This window comes from Anaeromyxobacter sp. PSR-1, from assembly GCF_000964525.1.
Classification (GTDB): Bacteria; Myxococcota; Myxococcia; order Myxococcales; family Anaeromyxobacteraceae; genus Anaeromyxobacter.
In genome coordinates, this window is record NZ_BAZG01000010.1 from 15,676 (window position 1) to 36,266 (window position 20,591).

At 73.8% G+C, this 20,591-nt stretch carries 17 protein-coding genes; 5 read left to right on the top strand and 12 right to left on the bottom strand.

Going from position 1 to position 20,591, the window contains the following annotated elements:
- Nucleotides 1–77: 77 nt before the first annotated feature.
- Both hrcA and PSR1_RS03280 read right to left on the bottom strand, forming a co-directional pair.
- Nucleotides 78–1,145 (bottom strand): heat-inducible transcriptional repressor HrcA, encoded by a 1,068-nt coding sequence (hrcA, locus tag PSR1_RS03275; RefSeq protein WP_059436210.1) that lies wholly within the window; start codon nucleotides 1,143–1,145, stop codon nucleotides 78–80.
- 14 nt (nucleotides 1,146–1,159) lie between these two features.
- The gene (locus tag PSR1_RS03280) at nucleotides 1,160–1,921 is read right to left on the bottom strand and encodes a M48 family metallopeptidase (protein ID WP_237757805.1); all 762 of its coding nucleotides are present in this window, start codon (nucleotides 1,919–1,921) and stop codon (nucleotides 1,160–1,162) included.
- 314 nt (nucleotides 1,922–2,235) lie between these two features.
- Here PSR1_RS03280 and mfd point away from each other — a divergent pair, with 314 nt between their 5' ends.
- From mfd to pdxA, 5 genes are all read left to right on the top strand, one after another.
- Nucleotides 2,236–5,937: a transcription-repair coupling factor gene (mfd, locus tag PSR1_RS03285; RefSeq protein WP_237757802.1), complete on the top strand. Its 3,702-nt coding sequence runs from the start codon at nucleotides 2,236–2,238 to the stop codon at nucleotides 5,935–5,937.
- A gap of 202 nt (nucleotides 5,938–6,139) precedes the next feature.
- Nucleotides 6,140–7,213: a peptidyl-prolyl cis-trans isomerase gene (locus tag PSR1_RS03290; protein ID WP_059436213.1), complete on the top strand. Its 1,074-nt coding sequence runs from the start codon at nucleotides 6,140–6,142 to the stop codon at nucleotides 7,211–7,213.
- A gap of 1 nt (nucleotide 7,214) precedes the next feature.
- A complete protein-coding gene (locus PSR1_RS03295; protein WP_059436214.1) occupies nucleotides 7,215–8,168 on the top strand; it encodes a peptidyl-prolyl cis-trans isomerase in 954 nt (317 codons plus the stop codon).
- The gene (locus PSR1_RS03300) at nucleotides 8,165–9,175 is read left to right on the top strand and encodes a peptidylprolyl isomerase (protein ID WP_059436215.1); all 1,011 of its coding nucleotides are present in this window, start codon (nucleotides 8,165–8,167) and stop codon (nucleotides 9,173–9,175) included. Before PSR1_RS03295 ends, PSR1_RS03300 begins: the two co-directional genes overlap by 4 nt.
- Nucleotides 9,172–10,167: a 4-hydroxythreonine-4-phosphate dehydrogenase PdxA gene (gene pdxA / locus PSR1_RS03305; RefSeq protein ID WP_059436216.1), complete on the top strand. Its 996-nt coding sequence runs from the start codon at nucleotides 9,172–9,174 to the stop codon at nucleotides 10,165–10,167. Before PSR1_RS03300 ends, pdxA begins: the two co-directional genes overlap by 4 nt.
- Before the next feature lie 157 nt (nucleotides 10,168–10,324).
- Here pdxA and ychF read toward each other — a convergent pair whose 3' ends face one another.
- The 10 genes from ychF to gyrA form a co-directional block, all read right to left on the bottom strand.
- Nucleotides 10,325–11,437 (bottom strand): redox-regulated ATPase YchF, encoded by a 1,113-nt coding sequence (gene ychF, locus PSR1_RS03310; protein ID WP_059436217.1) that lies wholly within the window; start codon nucleotides 11,435–11,437, stop codon nucleotides 10,325–10,327.
- 90 nt (nucleotides 11,438–11,527) lie between these two features.
- The gene (gene atpF, locus PSR1_RS03315) at nucleotides 11,528–12,067 is read right to left on the bottom strand and encodes a F0F1 ATP synthase subunit B (protein WP_059436218.1); all 540 of its coding nucleotides are present in this window, start codon (nucleotides 12,065–12,067) and stop codon (nucleotides 11,528–11,530) included.
- A 46-nt stretch (nucleotides 12,068–12,113) separates the two neighbouring features.
- Nucleotides 12,114–12,344 (bottom strand): ATP synthase F0 subunit C, encoded by a 231-nt coding sequence (atpE, locus tag PSR1_RS03320; protein WP_059436219.1) that lies wholly within the window; start codon nucleotides 12,342–12,344, stop codon nucleotides 12,114–12,116.
- 71 nt (nucleotides 12,345–12,415) lie between these two features.
- Nucleotides 12,416–13,564: a F0F1 ATP synthase subunit A gene (locus tag PSR1_RS03325; protein WP_059436220.1), complete on the bottom strand. Its 1,149-nt coding sequence runs from the start codon at nucleotides 13,562–13,564 to the stop codon at nucleotides 12,416–12,418.
- On the bottom strand, nucleotides 13,561–13,926 hold the full coding sequence (locus tag PSR1_RS03330; protein ID WP_059436221.1) for a hypothetical protein: 366 nt from the start codon (nucleotides 13,924–13,926) through the stop codon (nucleotides 13,561–13,563). The genes PSR1_RS03325 and PSR1_RS03330 overlap by 4 nt, the downstream gene beginning before the upstream one ends.
- Nucleotide 13,927: 1 nt before the next feature.
- Nucleotides 13,928–14,200, bottom strand: a complete 273-nt coding sequence (locus tag PSR1_RS03335) for an AtpZ/AtpI family protein (RefSeq protein WP_059436222.1) — start codon at nucleotides 14,198–14,200, stop codon at nucleotides 13,928–13,930.
- 132 nt (nucleotides 14,201–14,332) lie between these two features.
- A complete protein-coding gene (locus PSR1_RS03340; RefSeq protein ID WP_059436223.1) occupies nucleotides 14,333–15,487 on the bottom strand; it encodes an aminotransferase class V-fold PLP-dependent enzyme in 1,155 nt (384 codons plus the stop codon).
- A gap of 2 nt (nucleotides 15,488–15,489) precedes the next feature.
- Nucleotides 15,490–16,782: a glutamate-1-semialdehyde 2,1-aminomutase gene (gene hemL, locus PSR1_RS03345; protein WP_059436224.1), complete on the bottom strand. Its 1,293-nt coding sequence runs from the start codon at nucleotides 16,780–16,782 to the stop codon at nucleotides 15,490–15,492.
- A complete protein-coding gene (locus tag PSR1_RS03350) occupies nucleotides 16,779–17,654 on the bottom strand; it encodes a lipopolysaccharide assembly protein LapB (RefSeq protein ID WP_059436225.1) in 876 nt (291 codons plus the stop codon). Before PSR1_RS03350 ends, hemL begins: the two co-directional genes overlap by 4 nt.
- Nucleotides 17,651–20,380 (bottom strand): DNA gyrase subunit A, encoded by a 2,730-nt coding sequence (gene gyrA, locus PSR1_RS03355; protein WP_059436226.1) that lies wholly within the window; start codon nucleotides 20,378–20,380, stop codon nucleotides 17,651–17,653. The genes PSR1_RS03350 and gyrA overlap by 4 nt, the downstream gene beginning before the upstream one ends.
- Nucleotides 20,381–20,591 lie beyond the last annotated feature (211 nt).

Below are 20,591 nucleotides of genomic sequence, written 5' to 3' on the forward strand. Positions count from 1 at the left end.
GGCACGCGGGCGCCGCCGCGAACAAGGCGATCCGGCCGCACCCGGGGCGCGCCGCCGCGGCCCCGGCGGGGTCTCGTTCAGCCGCCCTCGGACAGCGCCGCGAGCGCGCGGGAGATCTGGCGCGCCGTGAGGTCCACGAGCGGGATGACCCGCGCGTAGTTCATGCGCGTCGGACCCACCACCGCCAGCGTGCCGAGCACGCGGTCGCCGCGGCCGTACGGCGCCGCCACCACCGACACGTCCGGCACCGTCGCGAACTCGCTCTCCGCGCCGATGAAGATCTGGACCTCCTGCGCGGTGAGCACGCGATCCAGCACGCGCAGGATCCGGTCCTTCTCGGCGAAGCCGCGCAGCAGCGCGCGGGCCTTCTGCACGTCCGAGAACTCCGGCGCGTCGAGGAAGCTCGACTCGCCCTCCATCACCACCTTCTCCACGCCGGCCGCGGCGAACGACTGCTCGGCGAGCACGAGCGCCTTCTGCAGCAGGTCGTGGAGCGCGCTCTGGTCGGCGCGCATGTCGGTGAGGATGGCCGCGCGCAGCGCCGCCAGCTCCGGCTCCGCCGCCTCGCCGCGGGCGTGCAGCTTCTCGTTCAGGTAGGCCGCCGCGCGCTCCAGCTCCGCCGGCTCCATGGGGAACTCGAGCTGCACCAGCTTGTTCGTGACGATGCCGGCCTCGGACACGAACACCACCAGCACCCGGTTCTCGCGCAGGCGCACGAACTCGAGCTGGCGCACCGGGTCGGCCTGCGGCCGCGGCGTCGTCACCACGCCGGCGTGGTGCGAGAGCGAGTGGAGCAGGTCGGCGGTGCCCTCGATGAGCGAGGACACGTCCGGCGCGGCCTGGGCCAGCCGCTCGATCCGGTCGCGGTCGGCGAGGCTGGGCGGCCGCACCTTCAGCATGGTGTCCACGTACAGCCGGTAGCCGCGCTCGGTGGGGATCCGGCCCGAGGACGCGTGCGGCTTCTCGAGGAACCCGAGCGCCTCGAGGTCGGCCATCACGCTGCGCACGGTGGCCGGCGACCACTCCAGCTCGTGCCGCGAGAGGAGCGGCTGGCTCGCCACCGGCTCGCCGGTGTGGATGTAGTCCTGGACCAGCGCGCGGAGGATCTCGCGCTCCCGCCTGTCCAGCTCGTCCGCCGTGGCCATCGCCGTGTCCGCGTCTACTCGCCCGCGAGGTGCCGCTGCGCCGCCCCGGACAGCACCGGGAACCGCCCCTGCGACAGCTCCCGCCACCGGGCCGCGGCGCCGGCCGCCTCGCCCGCCTGCTCGGCGATCAGGGCCTCGAGGTGCACGCGCTCCTCGGCATAGACGTAAGCGAAGCCGGCCCTCGCCGCACCGTCCGCGTCCAGCCGGAGCGCCTCGCGCAGCGCCGCGCGGGCGCCCGGCAGGTCGCCGCGCGCGTCCGCCAGGATCGCGAGCGCGTACCACGGCCCCGGGCGAGACGGGTCGATGTCGCGGGCCGTCTCGAGGTGCGCCTGGGCCGCCGGGAGGTAGCCCTCCAGCGCGTACAGCTCGCCCAGGTTGACCAGCGCGGCCTGCTGCTCGGGCGGGCTGCCGGTGGACACCACCTCGTCGAGCAGGCGGCGGGCCGCGTCGGGGTGGCCTTCCACGAGGTAGGAGACGGCGAGGTCGTTCAGCGCGCCGAGCTGGTCGGGGCTGGCGTCGAGCGCCGCCTCGAAGGACGCGCGCGCCGCGGTCACCTCGCCGGCGCGCAGCCGCTCCGCACCGCCCGACGGCGCGGTCGCGAGCGTCGAGACGAGCGGCGCCGCGTCCTCGCTCGGGCGCGGCTCCTCCGCCCCGCCGCAGGCGGCGAGCAGCAGGGCGACGAGCGCCGCGGAGGAGGCGAGGCGTGGATGCGGGTACCGCACGGGGTCCCTCTGCCAGCAGTCGAGGAGCGCGTCGAGTGTACCGGCCGCCCACACGTCGATCAAGGAACGGCCGCGTCCCGCGAGCGCGCGTCCTGCCGCGGGCTTACACTATTTCCACGGTGGGCGCCGGGCGCGACGAGGATCGGCGCGGGCGCACCTCCGAAGTCCCCGGCCGGTGACGCGGCCCCGCGACCTCGGGGGTGCGGGCGCGGCGAAGGTCGATCGCAGCCCGGCGCCTCCGCTTCCCCCCACGAGTGGGCGCGGCCCCGTCCCGCCCGGCCCCGGGCCCGGCGCGCCGCGCGCCCTCGCCGTTCGCCGTGACAGCACCCGCCCGCGCCCCTAAGATGCCGCCCGCTCCGAGCCCCGCCATGACCGCCGCAACAGGAGAGACCTCGGGCGCGAGCGTGCGCGATCGCGTGCGCCGCGCCCTCGAGGAGAAGCGCCGCGCCGACGTCACCGGCCTCGTGGGGGCCGCGCGCGGCCTCCTGGTCCGCGACCTGCTCGCCCCCGGCCCGGGCCGCGCCCGCTCGGTGCTGGCGGTGGCGGCGGACGAGGAGGAGGCCGACGCGCTCGCCCGCGACCTCGCCTTCTTCCTGGGCGAGGGCGCCGTGCTCCGCGTCCCCGCCGACGCGGTGCTGCCCTACGACGACCTCTCGCCCGACCGCGGCGTGGAGATGGAGCGGCTCGCCGCGCTGGCGCGCCTGCACCTCGCCCCGGAGCAGGCGAAGGCGGTGGTGGTCTCGGCCCGCGCGCTCGCGCGCCGCACCGTGCCGCGCCGGGTGTTCGAGGCCGGCTCGGACCTGCTCGGCAAGGGCGTCGAGGTGGACCGCGAGGCGCTCGCCGCGAAGCTCGTGCTGCTCGGCTTCGCCCGCACGCCGCTCGTCGAGGACCCGGGCACGTTCGCGGTCCGCGGCGGCATCGTGGACCTGTGGAGCCCCGCCGACCCGAAGCCGGTGCGGCTCGAGTTCTTCGGCGACGAGATCGAGAGCTGCCGCGCCTTCGACCCGTCCACCCAGCGCAGCGAGGGCGACGTGGAGGAGGTGCTGCTCTGCCCCTCCCGCGAGGCGCTCTTCACCGAGGAGGGCAAGGAGGCCGCCAAGACCGCGGTGCGCGAGGCCGCCGAGCGGGTGAACCGGCCCACCTCGCGGGTGCGCGAGGTGCTCGACGCCATCGACGCGGGCACGCCGTTCTTCGGCCTGGAGGCGCTGCTGCCGGGCTTCCACCCGGGCGGCCTCGGCACGCTCTTCGACTACCTGCCGCCCGGCGCCGCGGTCTACGTGGACGGGGTGGCGGCGGTGGAGGACGCGCTCGCCGAGCTCGACGAGGCGCTCGCCCGCGAGCACGCCGCCGCGCTGAAGCGCGAGGAGCTGGTGCTGCCGCCCGCGGCGCACTTCCTCCCCGGCACCGAGGCCCGCGCCCGCGCGCTGGCCCTGCCGACGGTGGTGCGCCACCGGGTGTGGCTCGGCACCGAGGAGCCCATCCGCTGGGCGCTCGAGGAGACCGCCGGCATCCGCGGCGAGATCGAGGGCGCGCACGGCGAGGAGGGCGCGCTCGCCCCGCTCACCCGGCGCCTGGAGGACTGGCGGCGGCGCGGGATCGCGGCGGTGGTGGCGGCCGGGACCGCGTCCGCCTCCGAGCGGCTCCGCCGCCTGCTCGAGGACCGGCGCCAGCAGTCGCGCGTCCACACCGGCCCGCCCGGCGCGCCGCGCGAGATCTACGACCCGGCGGTGCACGTGCACGTGTTCGCCGGCGAGGTCTCCGGCGGCTTCGTGGACGCGGCCGCGGGCCTGGCGGTGGTCTCGGACGAGGAGATCTTCGGCCGCCGGGTGCGCAAGAAGGCGCGCCGCGCCGCCGAGGAGAACGCGTTCGCCGCCGCGTTCCGCGAGCTGAACGAGGGCGACCTCGTCGTCCACGTCGAGCACGGCATCGCCCGCTACCTCGGCCTCACCAAGATGCAGATCCGCGGGGTGGAGGGCGACTTCCTCGTCCTCGCCTACGACGGCGCCGACCGGCTCTACCTGCCGGTCGCGAAGCTGCGCCAGGTGCAGAAGTTCACCGGCGCCTCGCCCGAGGCCATCCGGCTCGACAAGCTGGGCGGCAGCTCCTTCGCGCTCCGCAAGGCGCGCGTGAAGGAGCAGCTCCTCAAGATGGCCGCCGAGCTGCTCGACATCTACGCGGCCCGCGCCGCCCACCCCGGCTTCGCCTACCCGGAGCCGGACCAGCTGTTCCGCGAGTTCGAGGCAGAGTTCCCCTGGGAGGAGACGCCCGACCAGGCGAAGGCCATCGAGGACGTGGTCCGCGACATGCGCAAGGGCCGCCAGGGCCCGGCCGCCGCCGCGCCCATGGACCGGCTCGTCTGCGGCGACGTCGGCTACGGCAAGACCGAGGTGGCGATGCGCGCCGCCATGCTGGCGGTGCTCGCGAAGAAGCAGGTGGCGGTGCTCGTCCCCACCACCGTGCTCGCCGCGCAGCACGAGCGCACCTTCCGCGAGCGGTTCAAGGGCTACCCGGTGCGCATCGAGGCGGTCTCGCGCATGCGCACCCCCGACGAGGTGAAGCACGCGCTGAAGGCCGCGGCCGACGGCAAGGTGGACATCCTCGTCGGCACGCACCGGCTGCTCGCGGCCGACGTGTCGTTCAAGGACCTGGGCCTCGTGGTCGTGGACGAGGAGCAGCGCTTCGGGGTCGCGCACAAGGAGCGGCTGAAGAAGCTGCGGAAGCTCGTGGACGTGCTCACGCTCACCGCCACGCCCATCCCCCGCACCCTGCACATGAGCCTCGCCGGCGTGCGCGACCTCTCCATCATCGCCACGCCGCCGGAGGACCGCCGGGCCATCCGCACCTTCGTGATGAAGTTCGACCCGGGCGCGGTGAAGGAGGCCATCGAGACCGAGCTGAAGCGCGGCGGGCAGGTGTTCTTCGTCCACAACCGCGTGCGCTCGATCCACGCCATGCAGCGCTTCCTCACCGAGCTCGTGCCGAAGGCGCGCGTGGGGGTCGCGCACGGGCAGATGGGCGAGGGGAAGCTCGAGCACGTCATGACGCAGTTCGTGGACAAGGAGCTCGACGTGCTCCTCGCCACCAGCATCATCGAGTCCGGCCTCGACATCCCCAGCGCGAACACCATCCTCGTGAACCGCGCCGACCACTTCGGCCTGGCGCAGCTCTACCAGATCCGCGGCCGCGTCGGCCGGAGCCGCGAGCGCGCCTACGCGTACCTGCTCGTGCCGGCGCGCCGCCCCGTCACGAAGGACGCGCAGAAGCGGCTCGAGGTGCTGCAGCGCTTCAGCGAGCTGGGCGCGGGCTTCAAGATCGCGAGCCACGACCTCGAGATCCGCGGCGCGGGCAACCTGCTCGGCAAGGACCAGTCCGGCCAGATCGAGGCGGTCGGGTTCGAGCTGTACCAGGAGCTGCTCGACGAGGCGGTGCGCGAGCTGAAGGGCGAGGCGCCGCGCGAGGAGATCGACCCGGACGTGCAGCTCCCGGTGCCGGCGTTCATCCCCGACCCGTACATGCCGGACGTCCACCAGCGGCTGTTCTTCTACAAGCGGCTGGCGCAGGCCTCCACCGACGAGGACCTCGACGAGGTCCGCGCCGAGATGGTGGACCGCTGCGGCGACCCGCCCGACGAGGTGGACGCGCTGTTCGAGGTCATGGCGGTGAAGGTCCGGCTGCGGGCGCTGCGCATCCGCGCGCTCGAGACCGGGCCGGGGCGGCTCGTGCTCACGCTGGGCGAGTCGGCCGCGCTCGACCCGTTCCAGCTCGCGAAGCACGTGCAGGCCTCGGCCGGCGCGCTCCGGCTGACGCCGGACATGAAGCTCGTGGCGCAGCTCGGCGGGCCGCCGGCGCCGAAGGCCGCCGCGGCGCGCCCGGCCAAGGGCGCCGCCGTGCGGCAGAGCCCGCGGCAGGCTGCGGCACAGCGCCGCGTGGCGGCCGACGCCGCCCGCCGCGCCCAGCCGCCGCCGGCGGCGCCGCCCTCGCCGGCGATGCAGGCCGCGAGCGGCCGCGAGCTGCTGCAGGCCGTGCGCGAGGTGCTCGCCGGGCTGGCGCGCTGCGCGCGCCCGGAGTGAGGGGCATCCGGGGGTCCAAGCGGGCGGCGCCACGCCGGATTTCGGGGGCGCCGGCCGGCCCGGCGCATCCTTGATCGGCGCCCCGTTCCGTGCTCTTTTCTGCGGCTCGGAAGCGCGCGCTCCGCCGCTCGCCGGGGGGAACACGGCAGGCGCCCCGCGCGTTCGCACCCCAGGTCCTTTCCCACCTCAAGGAGCATCGACCATGCTGCGTCGCATCGCCCTCCTCGGCCTCGTCGCGCTGGCGGGCACCGCCTGCCAGCCGCAGTCGAAGGACACGAAGAAGTCCGGCCCCGCCGTCGCCACCGGCAGCGGGTTCACCATCACCGCCGGCGAGCTCAAGGCGCGCCTCGACGAGCAGTCGCCGTTCATCCGCGCCCGCTACTCCACGCTCGAGCGCAAGAAGGAGTTCCTCGACAACCTGATCCGGTTCGAGGTGCTGGCGCGCGAGGCCGAGCGGCAGGGCCTGGCGAAGGACCCCGAGGTCCAGCTCACGCTGAAGAAGGTGATGGTCCAGAAGCTCGTGCAGAAGAACTTCCAGGACGCGAACGGCGCGGCCGCCGAGGCCATCCCCGACGCCGACCTGCAGAAGTACTACGACGAGCACAAGGCCGAGTACTACCGCCCCCGCCGCGTGCGCCTCGCCGCCGTGGTGTGGAACGCGCCCGCCGGCAGCCCCGAGCGCGCCGCGAAGGTCGCGCTCGCGAAGAAGGCGCTCGCGAAGCTGAAGACGGAGGAGAAGAAGAACACGCTCGCCTTCGCGCAGCTCGTGAACGAGTTCTCCGAGGACGCGGCCAGCAAGGCCGCCGCCGGCGACCTCGGCTTCAAGACGCGCGAGGACCTGGAGAAGGCCTACTCGAAGGAGTTCGCCGACGTCGCCTACAACCTGCAGCCCGGCGCGACGAGCGGCGTCCTCGAGACCCCGAACGGCGTCTACCTGGTGAAGGGCACCGGCGAGCAGGACGAGCTGAACCGGACGTTCGAGCAGGTGAAGGCGCAGATCCAGACCAAGCTCTACCGCGAGAAGAAGACCAAGGAGTTCGACGGCTGGCTGAAGAAGCTGCGCGACGACGCCAAGGTCAGCATCGACGAGAAGGCGCTCGAGGCCGTGGAGGTCTCGGCCGCCGCGCCGGCCGGCATGGGCGGCATGCCCGGCATGCCCGGCATGCCCGGCGGCCACGGCCCCATGGGCGCCGGTCCCCGCCCCATGGGCGCGCCCGCGCCCGCGCCCGCCCCCGCGCCGGCCCAGCCGGCCCCGGCCCCCGCCCCGGCGAAGTGACGTGCGCCCGGCCCTCGCGCCCATCCTGATCGCGACCGCGCTCGCCGCCGGCTGCGGCCGCTGCGGCGGCGCGCGCTCCGGCGAGCGCCCCGCGCCCGGCGCGGTGGCGGTCGTGAACGGCGAGCCCATCGCGCCCGACGCGGTCGCGCGCGAGCTGCGCGACGCGCAGGCGGGCGCGGAGGGCCAGGCGCCGGCCACCGGCGACGTGCTGCGGCGGCGCGTGCTCGACGACCTCGTCGACCGCGCGCTGCTCCTGCAGCAGGCGCGCGCCCGCTCGATCGTGGTCGGCCAGGACCAGGTCGAGCGGGCCTTCCTCCGCCTCCGGGCGGAGTACCCGGGCACGCACTTCGACGACCTGCTCGCGCAGGAGCGGCTCAGCCAGGCCGAGCTGAAGGCCCGCCTCAAGGACCAGCTCACCGTGGAGCGCCTGTTCGAGCAGGAGGTGTTCCCGCAGGTCCAGGTGGTGGACGCCGAGGTCGAGCGTTACTACGCGGAGCACGGCCCCGAGTTCCAGGAGCCGGAGCGGGTGCACGTGCTCCAGATCGTCGTCGCGAGCCGCGAAGAGGCAGCCCAGGTGCGCGAGAAGCTCCGCCGCAACCCGCAGACCTTCGCCGAGGTGGCGCGCCGCTCGTCCATCGCCCCCGAGGGCAAGGGCGGCGGCGACCTCGGCTTCATCGGGCGCGGCTCCGGGTTCCCGGAGGTGTTCGACACCTGCTTCTCGCTGCCGGTGAACGTGATCTCCGACGTCACCCCGTCCCCGTACGGCTTCCACCTGTTCAAGGTGGTGGAGAAGAAGCCGGCGCAGCGGCGCACGCTGGAGCAGGCGCGCGCCGAGATCGCCGAGAAGCTCGGCCGCGAGAAGCGGGCCGGGGCGCAGGCGGAGTACCTCGAGGCCCTCCGCAAGCGCGCCCAGATCGAGATCGACGAGAAGGCCCTCGCCGCGGTGACCCCTTGAACCTCTCCCTCGCGCTGCTCGCCGTCACCCTCTCCAACGCCGCGCCCGCCGCGCCGGCGCCCCCCGCCGCCGCGGCCCAGCCGCCCCGGCGCGTGCTCGACCGGGTGGCCGCCATCGTGAACGGCGACGTGGTCACCCTGCAGGAGCTGGAGCAGCGCGCCGCCGCGCTCGGCCTGGCGGCGGCCGACGCGCTCCCCGCCGGCCCGGAGCGCGAGCGCGCCCGCGCCGAGGCGCTCCGGCGCGCCTTCGACCAGGTGGTCTCGGACAAGCTCTTCGCCGAGAAGGCGAAGGAGCTGGAGATCGAGGTCACCGAGAAGCAGGTGGACGACGCCATCGAGGGCGTGAAGAAGCAGAACGGCTTCACCGACGCCCAGCTCGAGTCCGCCCTCGCCTCCGAGGGCTACTCGATGGCCGACTACCGGACCCGCATCCGGCGCGAGCTGCAGAACTTCTCGCTGCTCCAGTACAAGGTGGCGGGGAAGATCAAGACGTCCGAGGAGGACCTGCGCAACTACTACCAGTCCCACCCGCAGGAGTTCGACGGCGAGGACGAGGTGCGGGTCCGCCACATCTTCATCCCGTTCCCCGAGGGCGGCGGCGCGCAGGCGCAGGCCCAGGCGCGCGCCGAGGGCCAGCGGGTGCTGCAGCGGCTCAAGACCGGCGAGGACTTCGGCGCGGTCGCGAAGGCCGTCTCCCGCGGCCCGTCGGCCGAGGAGGGCGGCGAGCTGGGCTGGCTGAAGCGCGGCACCATCCACCGCACGCTCGAGGACGCCGCCTTCGCGCTCAAGACCGGCGAGATCTCCGGGCTGGTGGAGGCGGGCCCCGGCGTGCACATCCTCAAGGTCGAGGAGCGGCGGCGCGGCGGCGGCAAGAGCTTCGAGCAGGCGCGCGACGAGATCCGGCAGCGGCTCGGCGAGGAGCAGGCCGAGAACTACCGGCAGCAGTACGTGGCCGAGCTCCGGCGCGACGCGCTCATCGACGTGAAGCTCCCCGAGCTGCGGCCGTGAGCCGCGCGGGGCGCCCGCGCATCGCCATCTCGCTCGGCGACCCCTCCGGCGTCGGGCCGGAGGTGACCGCGGGCGCGCTCCGCGCGCTGCGCGGCGAGCTCGTCCCCCTGGTGTTCGGCGACCGGCGCGTGCTCGCGCGCGCGCTCGGCGACCTCGGCCTGCCGGTCGTCGAGCCCGGCGCGCCGCTCCCGGCCGGCGGGGCGCTCGTCGCCACCACCGCGCTCCCCGCCGCCCAGCTCCGCCCCGGCCGGCCCGCGCCGGCGGCGGGCGCGGCCCAGCTCGCCTACGTGGAGGCCGCGTTCCGCGCGGTCCGCGAGGGCGCCGCCGCCGCGCTCTGCACCGCGCCGGTGTCGAAGGCGCAGGTGGCGCGCGCGCTGCCCGGGTTCGTCGGGCACACCGAGTGGCTGGAGGCCGCCTGCGGCGTGCGCCGGTCGGTGATGATGCTGGCGGGCGACCGGCTCCGCATCGCGCTCGTCACGAACCACGTGGCGTTCTCGCGGCTGCGCCGCGCGCTCACCGTGCCGCGCATCGTCGAGACGCTCGCCATCACCCACCGCGCGCTCCGCGACGACCTCGGCATCGCCCGGCCGCGCCTCGCGCTCGCCGCGCTCAACCCGCACGCGGGCGAGGAGGGCGCCTTCGGCGACGAGGAGTCGCGGCTGCTCGCCCCCGCGCTCGCCGCGGCCCGGGCCGCCGGCGCGCCCGCCGCCGGGCCGTTCCCGGCCGACTCGGTGTTCTTCCGCGCCGCGCTGGGCGAGTTCGACGCGGTGGTCGCGCTCTACCACGACCAGGGGCTCATCCCGGTGAAGCTGCTCGACGCGGTGGGCGGGGATCCGGCGGTGAACGTGACGCTGGGCCTGCCCATCGTCCGCACCAGCCCGGACCACGGCGTCGCCTACGACATCGCCGGCAAGGGCAAGGCGAGCGCCGCCTCGATGATCGCGGCGCTGCGGCTGGCGGTCCGGATCGCGAACGTCCGCGCGCGGCGCTGACGTCCTCGCTCGTGGTTCGACGGGCTCACCACGAGCGGAGTTCAGCCTTCCGCTCACCCCGAGCGTAGCCCGCCGCAGGCGGGCGGAGTCGAGGGGCCACCCCGAGCGCGCTTCGGAGCTCCGCTCACCCCGAGCCTGTCGAGGGGCGAGCGGGGGTCTACACATTGAACCTGAAGTGCATCACGTCGCCGTCCTGGACGACGTAGTCCTTGCCCTCGATGCGCAGCTTGCCCTTCTCGCGGCAGGCGGCCTCGGTCTTCAGCTCGAGGAGGTCCTCGATGCGGATGACCTCGGCCTTGATGAAGCCCTTCTCGAAGTCGGTGTGGATGACGCCCGCCGCCTGCGGCGCGTGCGAGCCCTTGCGCACGGTCCAGGCGCGGCACTCGTCCTCGCCAGAGGTGAAGTAGGTGATGAGGCCGAGCAGCCGGTAGCCGGCGTGCACCAGCCGGTGCAGGCCGGGCTCCTCGAGGCCGAGCGAGGCGAGGTACTCGGCGCGCTCCGGCGGCGCGAGCTCCACCAGCTCCGACTCCACCTTGCCGGAGATCTCCACCATGGGCGCGCCCTCGGCGTCGGCGAGCGCCTTCACCGCCAGGATGCTCGGGTCGGTCGCCTCCTTGCCGAGCTGCGACTCGTCCACGTTCGCGATGTAGAGCACCGGCTTCGAGGTGAGCAGGAACAGGTCCTTCACCGCGGCGCGGTCCTCCTCGGAGAGCGCCTGCGCGCGCACCGGCGTGCCGGCCTCCAGGCCCGCCTTCACCCGGTCGAGCGCCGCCACCTCGAGCTTCGCCAGCTCGCCGGCCTTGCCGGCGGCCTTGGTGTTCTTGAGCGCGCGCTCGCGCTTCTTCTCGACCGAGTCGAGGTCCTTCAGCATGAGCTCGGTCTCGACCACGTCGCGATCGCCGCGCGGGTCCACCTTGCCGGCCACGTGGACGACGTCGGGGTCCTCGAAGCAGCGCAGCACGTGGGCGATGGCGTCCACCTCGCGGATGTTCGCGAGGAACTGGTTGCCGAGCCCCTCGCCCTTGGACGCGCCGGCGACGAGGCCGGCGATGTCGACGAACTCGAGCGTGGTGGGGGTGGTCTTCTTCGGCTTGAACAGGGCCGAGAGCGCGTCGAGGCGCGCGTCCGGCACCGGCACCACGCCCACGTTCGGCTCGATGGTGCAGAACGGGTAGTTGGCGGCCGCCGCCTGCGCGGCGCCGAGCAGCGCGTTGAAGAGGGTGGACTTCCCCACGTTGGGGAGGCCGACGATGCCGATGGAGAGGCCCATGTCCTGCTCTCTCTATCCCGCAAGAAACGAAACGCTCCGGCGGACGCGGGGGCCCGCCGGAGCGCGATGCGAGCAGCGGGAACCGGGCGGCTAGGCCGCGCGGTTCGCCGGGAGCTGCGCGATGTACTCCTCGACGAGCGCCCGCTGGGCCTTCTCGTCGAGGTTCGCCTTCACCAGGCGCGAGGCGGCGTCGATGGCGAGGTCCACCACCTGCGCCTTGAGGTCGGCCTTGGCCTTCCCCAGCTCCTCGGCGATCTGGCGCCGCGCCTCGGCCACCAGCTCGTCCGCCTCCTTGCGCGCCTTGGCGGTGAGCTCCTGGCGGAGCGCCTCCACCTCCTGCTGGTTCCGGCGCGCGAGCTCGGCGGCCTCGCGCTGCGCCTTGGCGAGCGACTCCTTCTGCGCGGCGAGGAGCCGCTCCGCCTCGGCCCGCTCCTTCTTGGCCGAGTCGATGGCCTCGCGGATCGAGCGCTCGCGCTCGGCCAGCATCTTGACGATCGGCCCCCACGCGAACTTCGCGAGCACCGCGAGCATCACGAGGAACGTGATGGCGGTCCAGAGCGTGAGGCCGGGGTTGATGTCGGCGATGCCGCCGGCGGCGAGCACCGGGACCGGCGAGAGGAAGGAGGCCATGGCAGTCACTCCCAGGAGACGCTGGGCTCCGCGACGGGCGGAGCGGTTACTTGGCGAGGGCGAGGAGCAGGCAGACCACGATGGCGAACAGCGTCGCGCCTTCGATGAGGGCGGCGGCGATGATCATCGAGGTCCGGATGTCACCGGCGGCGGTCGGCTGGCGGGCCGAGCCCTCCATGGCGGCGGCGGCGAGCTTGCCGATGCCGAGGCCGGCGCCGAGGACGGCGAGGCCGGCGCCGAAGCCGGCGGACAGGTACGCGAGGGCGACAGAGGTCATGGCTGCGTTCTCCGATGCTGCGGGGCGGTGTTGCCGGGCCGCTCGTTTCCCGGGGCGCTTACCGCGCTCGACTACCCATGGCCGGGGGACGCCCCCGCCACGTGTGAACCGTGCTCCGAGCCCATGCCGGGCCCGGCGTGACCGTGCTCCTCCGCGTGCCCATGGTCGTCGCCGTGGTGGACCAGGCCGGCGCCGATGAAGAGCGAGGAGAGCATGGTGAAGATGTAGGCCTGCACGAACGCCACGAAGAGCTCGAGCAGGAAGATCCCGAGGGCCATCGGCACCGAGCCGAACGCCACCCAGGGCGTGCCCAGCGCGAAGATGAGGCCGAGCAGCGCCAGGATCACGAAGTGGCCCGCCACCATGTTGGCGAAGAGACGGACGGTGAGGGCGAAGGGCTTCGTGAACAGGCCCAGGAACTCGACCGGGATCATGATGATCCACAGCGGCGCGAGCGACTTCGGCACGCCGCCGGTGAGGTGGGCCAGGTACCCGCCCACGCCCATGGCGCGGATGGCGGCGTACTGCGTGATGAAGAAAGTGAAGAGCGCGAGCGCGACCGTGACCGACAGGTTGGCGGTGGCGGTGGCCGAGAACGGGATGAGGCCGAACAGGTTCAGGAACAGGATGAAGAAGAAGGCGGTGACGAGGTACGGGACGAACCGGTCCGCGTCCTTCTCGCCGATGTTCTTCACCGCGATCTCGTTCCGGACGAACGCGACCAGCACCTCGATGAAGTTGTAGAGGCCGCGCGGCACCAGGCTCTTCTTGCGGACGGCGGCGAGCACCACCACGAGCAGCAGCGCCGAGGCGAACCACATCATCATGACGTGCTTGGTGGGCGTCATGTCGAGCGCGCCGAACTTGAGCGCGTCGCCGAACGTCTCGCGGAGGTCCCACTCGCAGTTCCAGGCGGGCCTGCCGTTGCAGAAGCCGGGGTGCTCGATGACGTAGCCGTCGGTGACGTGGTGCATCATCACCGCGCCCAGGCTCTCGTCGTGCCCGCCCTCGTGGCCGGCGGCCTGGCCGTGCTCGCCGCCGGCGGCGTGGGCCTCGACGGCCGCACCGTGCTCGCCCGCCGGGGCGGCGTGCGCGTCGGGGGCGGCGGCCTCGGTGGCCGCGCCGTGCTGCTCGACCGGGGCGGCGGCCGGCGCGGGCGCGGCGTCGTGCTGGGCGAGCGAGAGGCTGAGGGCGAGCGTGACGAGCGTGGCGGCGGTCATGCGGTCGTTCCCGTTCCTCGGTTGAGCGAGTGGACGAAGGCGCCTTCGATGGCGCTGAAGACGAAGTAGGGCACGAAGAAGGCGACGACGAAGGCGTAGATGCTCTCGCCCGCGCGCGCGACCGCGACGGTCCCGAGCGCGACGAGGAGGATGCGGACCAGGAACGCCGAGGCCATCACCGCGAGCGCGCGCTGCACCGGCTTCGACCCGCGCGCGAACCGCGCCATCGCGACGATGGAGGCGAGCGCGGTCACGCCGGAGATCGAGGCGCCCACCAGCGCGCCGCGGCGGTACGGCCCGGAGGCGAGCGCGAGCGCGACGAACGCGGCGGCGACGGCGGCGGTGACGAGCTGGTGCTTCAACTCAACGGTCCTTCTTCCCCGATCCGAGTACGGTCCTGAAGAAGCTGACGAACCCGCCCACCATCCCGAGCAGCGCGCCGAGGAGCAGGAACCACGGCGTCCGGTTCCCCAGCTTCCCGTCCAGCCAGTGGCCGGCCCAGGCGAACAGCCCGATGGAGGCGACCAGCGTGGTGGAGGCGCCCATGTACGGCGCCGCCTTGCGATACCCCTCCGCAAGGTTCGAGAGCCCCTTCGTCTCCGGATCCCGGCGCTCTCGATCGCTCGGTCCCGGCACTGCGCGCCTCCGCCCCTCGTCCCCGGAATCACCGGAGGTTACCGATGTTTCGGCGAGCCGAAGGGCACGCCCGTATAGCAGGCGGGAATGGCCGCGTCAATGGCCGCGCCCCCCGCCCGGAGCCATCCCGCTTCACCCCGCCGGCGGCAGGGCCGCGACCAGCCGGTCCACGTCGTCGGGGGTGCTGTAAAGGTGCGGCGCGACGCGGATTCGGCCGCCACGGAGCGAGGTCCAGACCCGGGCCGCCCGCAGCGCGTCCTGGCCGGCGTCGGTCGCGGCGCCGCCCGCCGTGGACCGGATGCAGACGAGGTGGCTGCGCGCCTCGGGCGCGAGCGGGCTCGCCGCCTCCCAGCCCGGGGGAAGGGCGGCGAGCAGCCGATCGCCGAGCGCCCGGGCGTGGGCCTGGATCCGGGCCGGCCCGGCCTCGAGCAGGAGCCGGAGCGACTCCGCCAGCGGGAGCAGGTTGTTGAAGCTCGCGGTCTGGTGCGCGTCGTAGCGCCGCGCGCCCGGCCGCAGCTCGACCGCGGTGGGCAGGTGCTCGAAGTCCTCCGAGCCCTTCACCGCCCACCAGTTGAGGTCGCCGACCGCCAGCCGATCGAGCGCGGCGGACGAGAACAGGCCGAGCGCGGTGCCGTAGGGGCCGAGCAGGAACTTGTAGGCGGCGGCCGCGTAGACGTCCACGCCCGAGCCGCCGAAGTCGAACGGCATGGCGCCCGCCGCCTGGCTGCCGTCCACCACGGTGAGCGCGCCGGCCCTGCGCGCCGCCTCCACCACCGGGCCGGGGTCGATGCGCCCGCCGTGCAGGTACGAGACGTGGGCGAACGCCACCACCCGCGTGCGCGGGCCGATCTCGGCGGCGAGCCGCCCCGCCGACACCGCGCCGCTGGCATCGTCCGGCTCGACCACCCGCACCCGCACGCCGCGCCGGGCGAGCCAGCGCCAGGGGAAGTCGTTCGACGGGTACTCGTGGCGGGCGATCAGGATCTCGTCGCCCTCGGCGAGCTCGAGCCCGCGCGCCACCGCGTTCACGATCTGCCCGGCGCCGGTCGCGACCGCGACCGCCTCCTCGCGCGCGCCGAGCAGCCGCGCAGCGAGCGCGCGCACCTCGTCCACCGCGGTGAGGTAGGTGCGCGGGCCGATGCGCCAGGGCTGCTCCTTCAGCTTGAGCGCCTCGCGGCCGGCGCGCGAGGCCGCCAGCGGGAGCGGCCCCTGGTTCGCGGCGTCGAGGTAGGCGATCCCCTCGAACGCCGCGAAGCGGTCGGCGAGGAGCGGGTCGAGCTCCCCCAACGTCAGGCCACCTTCGCGGCCTCGGCGAACGCCACGCGCGCCGCCGCCACGGTGCGCGCCACGTCGTCGTCGGTGTGGGCGGTGGAGAGGAACGCCGCCTCGAACTGCGAGGGCGGCAGGTAGGCGCCGTGCTCGAGCATGGCGTGGAAGAACGCGCCGAAGCGGCGCGTGTTGCAGGCGCGCGCGCTGGCCGCGTCGAACACCGGCCTGTCCGAGAAGAACACGGTCAGCATCGAGCCGACCCGGTTCAGCTGCACCGGCACCTTCGCCTCGGCCGCGGCGGCGACGAGGCCGTCGGCGAGCGCGGCCGAGAGCGTCTCGAGCTTCCGGTAGGCCGCCTCGGTCATGAGCTTCAGCGCGGCGTGGCCCGCGGCCATCGCCATCGGGTTCCCGGAGAGCGTGCCGGCCTGGTAGATGGGCCCGGCCGGCGCCACCCGGTCCATCACGTCGCGGCGGCCGCCGAACGCGCCCACCGGCAGGCCCGCGCCGATCACCTTGCCGAAGGTGACGAGGTCGGGGCGGAGGCCGTACAGGCCGCAGGCGCCGCCCGCGGAGAGGCGGAAGCCGGTCATCACCTCGTCCACGATGAAGAGCGCGCCGTGCTTCCGGCACAGCGCGTGGACGCCCTCGAGGAAGCCGGGGCGCGGCACGAGCACGCCCATGTTGCCGACCACCGGCTCGAGGATCACCGCCGCGATCGAGCTGCCCTTCGCCTCGAACACCTTCTCCAGCGCGCCGAGGTCGTTGTACGGGGCGGTGAGGGTGTGGCGGGCCACGTCCGCGGGCACGCCGGGCGAGTCGGGGAGGCCGAGGGTCTCGACGCCCGAGCCGGCCTTCACCAGCAGCGGATCGCCGGCGCCGTGGTAGCAGCCGTCGAACTTCACGATGTCGTCGCGCCCGGTGAAGCCGCGCGCCACGCGGATGGCGGAGGTGGTGGCCTCGGTGCCGGAGGAGACGAACCGCATCTTCTCCACCCACGGCATCCGCTCGCGCACCAGCTCGGCGAGCAGGATCTCGCGCGGCGACGGCGCGCCGAAGGAGGAGCCCTCCTTCATCGCGTCCTGCACCTCGCGCATCACCTCGGGGTGGCAGTGCCCGACGATCATCGGGCCCCAGGACAGCACGTAGTCGACGTAGTCGTTCCCGTCCACGTCCACGATGTGCGAGCCCCTGGCGCGCGCGATGAAGCGCGGCGTGCCGCCCACGCCCTTGAACGCGCGCACCGGGCTGTTCACGCCCCCGGGGAACAGGTCGTTCGCCTTCTCGAACAGCTTCTGCGACAGCTCGGTCTTCATGGTCCCTCCCGCGGGGCGGGCTTCGCCGGCCCCTTGTCGAACGCCGCGGCGCGGTCGCCGGGCCGGGCCGTTCCCGCCCGCGCCCGCCGCTCGCGCACCGCCTCGATGTTGGTCCGGATCGCGTCCGGGTTCGGGTGCCCCGGCAGCGCCAGCGCGTACAGCTCGAGCGCGCGGTCGAGGTCGCCGGACTGCGCGTGGATCTGCGCCTGCGCCTCCAGCGCGCGCGCCTTCACGTCCGGGCGCGAGCGCCGGTCCACCAGCGCCTGGAACGCGCCCAGCGCCTCCTCGTCGCGGCGCTCCAGCGCCCACGACTGCCCGGTGAGCAGCTGCGCCTCGTCGGCCAGCTCGTGCGTCGGCCACTTCTCGCGCAGGATGCGCGCCTCGGTGCGCGCCTGCTCCCAGCGCTTCAGCGCCAGGTACTCGCGCGCCACCTCGAGCTGGTAGCGCGGCGCGTCCGGCGAGTCGGAGCCGGCCACGTCCGCGTACTGCGTGATGGCGGCGAGGTGGTCGCCGTAGCGGTCGCGGAAGATGTCGCCGAGCCGGCCGCGCGCCTCGTGCGCCTCGGGGCCGCCCGGGTGGAGCGAGATGATGCGGCGGTAGTAGGCGAGGGCGCTCTGGTAGTCGCCCAGCTCGAGGTACGAGACGTCGCCCGCGAACTTGAGCGCCTTCCAGCGCACCTCGGCGTCGGCCTTCCCGAGCTGCCCCTCGCCGAGATCGGCGAGGAGCTGCTGGTAGCCGGCGAGCGCGCCGCGCGGATCGCCGGCGTGGCGGAGCGCGGTGGCGGCCTCGAGCTTGCGCTCGGCCGAGCCGCAGCCGAGGGCGAGCGCCGCGGCCAGCGCCGCGGCGGCCCAGCGGGACCGGGGCGGGCTCACCCCTGCTCCTCCGGCCCCTCCCCGCCCTCGCCGCCCTCGCCGGAGGCGTCGCCGGCGTCGCCGCCGACGTCGCCGTCCTGGGGCGCGGTCTCGACCGGCGCGGCGCCCTCCGGCTCCTCGCGCACGCCCGCCTCCTCGGCCTCCGGGGTGGTCTCGGCGACGCGCGCCACGCCCACCACCTGCTCCTCCTTCGACTCGAGCGTGATGAGGCGGACGCCCTGCGTGTTCCGGCCGATGACGCTGATCCCGCGCGCGGGCATGCGGATGAGCATGCCGGCGTTGGTGATGAGCATCACCTCCTCGGCGTCGCCGACGGTGGCCGCCGCGACCACCGGGCCGTTCCGCTCGGTGGTCTTGATGGTGATGATCCCCTTGCCGCCGCGGGTCTGCACCCGGTACTCGGCGAGCTCGGTGCGCTTGCCGTAGCCGTTGGCGGTGACCGTGAGGACGGTGTGCGCCTGCTCGCCCTCGGCTGCGGCCGCGATGGCGGCGCCGGCGACCACCTCGTCGCCCTCCTCGAGCGTGATGCCCTTCACGCCGTAGGCGGTGCGCCCCATGGGCCGGACGTCCGACTCCTCGAAGCGGATGGCCATGCCGCGCGCGGTCGAGAGCAGGATGTGGCTGCGGCCGTCGGTGAGGCGCGCGGTGATGAGCTCGTCGCCCTCCTCGATGCCGAGGCCGATGATGCCGGCCGCGCGCGGCCGGGCGAACTGGTCGAGGCGGGTCTTCTTGATGAGCCCCTTGCGCGTGGCCATGAAGACGAAGGCGGGCGTGCCCTCGGCCGCGACCTCCTCCGCCTTCTCGGCCTCGTCGCCCTCGGCCTCGGCCGCCTCGTCGGCCGCGCCCGGCGGCTCGGGCAGCCGGCGCACCGGCAGGATCGCCGCGACCTTCTCGCCGGGCGCGAGCTGGACCAGGTTCACGATGGGCTTGCCCTTGGCGGTGCGGCCGGCGGGCGGGATCTCGTGGACCTTCAGCCAGTAGACCTTCCCCTTGTCGGAGAAGACGAGCAGGTAGCTGTGCGTGGAGGCGACGAACAGGCTCTCCAGGAAGTCCTCGTCGCGGGTGGCGGCGCCGGTCTTGCCGCGCCCGCCGCGCTTCTGCGCGCGGTAGAGCGACACCGGGTTCCGCTTCACGTAGCCGAGGTGCGAGACGGTGACGACCATCTCCTCCTCGGCGATGAGGTCCTCGGTGGAGAGGTCGGTGGCCTCGCCCTGGATCTCGGTGCGGCGCTCGTCGGCGAAGAGCTGCTTCACCTCCTTCAGCTCCCCGACGATCACCTCCATCAACACCTTCTCGGAGCCGAGGATCTCCTTCAGCCGGGTGATGAGCTTCTGCACCTCGGCCAGCTCGTCCAGGATCTTCTGGCGCTCCAGGCCGGTGAGCCGCTGGAGCTGCATCTCCAGGATGGCCTTCGCCTGGAGCTCGGACAGCGCGAAGCGCGCCATCATCTCGTCGCGGGCGGCGTCGCGGTCCTTCGCCTTCTTGATGAGCTCGATGATCTCGTCGATGTGGTCGAGCGCGATCTGGTAGCCGAGCAGGATGTGCTCGCGCTCGCGGGCCTTGCGCAGCTCGTAGCGGGTGCGCCGCGTGACCACGTCGCGGCGGTGCGCCACGAAGCGCTCCAGCATCTCCTTCAGCGTGAGGATGCGCGGCTGCCCGCCGTCGATGGCGAGCATGATCACGCCGAAGCCCATCTGCATCTGCGTGTGGGCGTACAGGTTGTTCAGCACCACCTGCGCCATCGCGTCGCGCTTCAGCTCGATGACGATGCGCATGCCCTCGCGCGAGGACTCGTCGCGCAGGTCGCTGATGCCCTCGATCCGCTTCTCGCGCACCAGCTCGGCGATGTGCTCGACCAGCTTCGCCTTGTTGACCTGGTACGGGATCTCGGTGACGACGATGGTCTCGCGCTCGGTCTTCGGGTGGATCTCGACCACCGTGCGCGCCCGCACCTGGATGGTGCCGCGCCCCTTCTCGTAGGCGGCGCGGATGCCGTCGCGGCCGTGGATGAACCCGGCGGTGGGGAAGTCCGGCCCCGGGATGAAGCGCATCAGCTCGAGGACGGTGGCCTTCGGGTTCTCGATGAGGTGGACGGCCGCGTCGATCACCTCGCCCATGTTGTGGGGCGGGATGTTGGTGGCCATGCCCACCGCGATGCCGGCCGACCCGTTCACCAGCAGGTTCGGGAAGCGGGTGGGCAGGACGCGCGGCTCGAGGATCGACTCGTCGAAGTTCGGGCCCCAGTCGACCGTGTCCTTGTCGATGTCGGCGAGGAGGTGGTCGGAGAGCCGCTCCAGGCGGCACTCGGTGTAGCGGTAGGCCGCGGCGGGGTCGCCGTCCACCGAGCCGAAGTTGCCCTGGCCGTCGATGAGCGGGTAGCGCAGGTTCCAGTCCTGCGCGAGGCGCACCAGCGCGTCGTAGACCGAGGCGTCGCCGTGCGGGTGGTACTTCTTCAGCACCTCGCCCACGACGCCGGCGCACTTCGAGTAGCGCTTGTTGTGGTGCAGCCCCTCGGTGTGCATCGCGTACAGCACGCGGCGGTGCACCGGCTTCAGGCCGTCGCGCACGTCGGGCAGCGCGCGGCCGATGATCACCGACATCGAGTAGTCGAGATACGACTTGCGCATCTCCTGCTCGATGTTGACCTGCGGGCCCCCGGGCGGCGCCGGGGGCGGCGGGGGCGCGGGCGCGTCGGGAGGGGTCGGGGGCAGGGTGTCTTCGGGCATCGGCGGGCTCGCGGCCAGGCGGCGCGCGGAGCGTGTGCGACCGCTCCGCTGGGAGGGGTGGTTTTATCCGATTCCCCTTGGAGATTCAATGCGTTTGCCGCGCTGCGGCGGGGCGGGCGCGGCGCCGCGCCGGGGAGGCGTCCGCGCTGCGCGGAATTCACGCACCGTGCGGCGCGGACGGGGCGGGCGCGGGCCAGCGAAGGCCCTGAAA

What these genes read in the sequence shown, in the direction of transcription:
- hrcA (WP_059436210.1), bottom strand. Translation starts at nt 1,145, where the DNA reads ATGGCCACGGCGGACGAGCTGGACAGGCGGGAGCGCGAGATCCTCCGC.
- mfd (WP_237757802.1), top strand. Translation starts at nt 2,236, where the DNA reads ATGACCGCCGCAACAGGAGAGACCTCGGGCGCGAGCGTGCGCGATCGC.
- PSR1_RS03290 (WP_059436213.1), top strand. Translation starts at nt 6,140, where the DNA reads ATGCTGCGTCGCATCGCCCTCCTCGGCCTCGTCGCGCTGGCGGGCACC.
- ychF (WP_059436217.1), bottom strand. Translation starts at nt 11,437, where the DNA reads ATGGGCCTCTCCATCGGCATCGTCGGCCTCCCCAACGTGGGGAAGTCC.
- atpF (WP_059436218.1), bottom strand. Translation starts at nt 12,067, where the DNA reads ATGGCCTCCTTCCTCTCGCCGGTCCCGGTGCTCGCCGCCGGCGGCATC.
- atpE (WP_059436219.1), bottom strand. Translation starts at nt 12,344, where the DNA reads ATGACCTCTGTCGCCCTCGCGTACCTGTCCGCCGGCTTCGGCGCCGGC.
- PSR1_RS03325 (WP_059436220.1), bottom strand. Translation starts at nt 13,564, where the DNA reads ATGACCGCCGCCACGCTCGTCACGCTCGCCCTCAGCCTCTCGCTCGCC.
- hemL (WP_059436224.1), bottom strand. Translation starts at nt 16,782, where the DNA reads ATGAAGACCGAGCTGTCGCAGAAGCTGTTCGAGAAGGCGAACGACCTG.
- gyrA (WP_059436226.1), bottom strand. Translation starts at nt 20,380, where the DNA reads ATGCCCGAAGACACCCTGCCCCCGACCCCTCCCGACGCGCCCGCGCCC.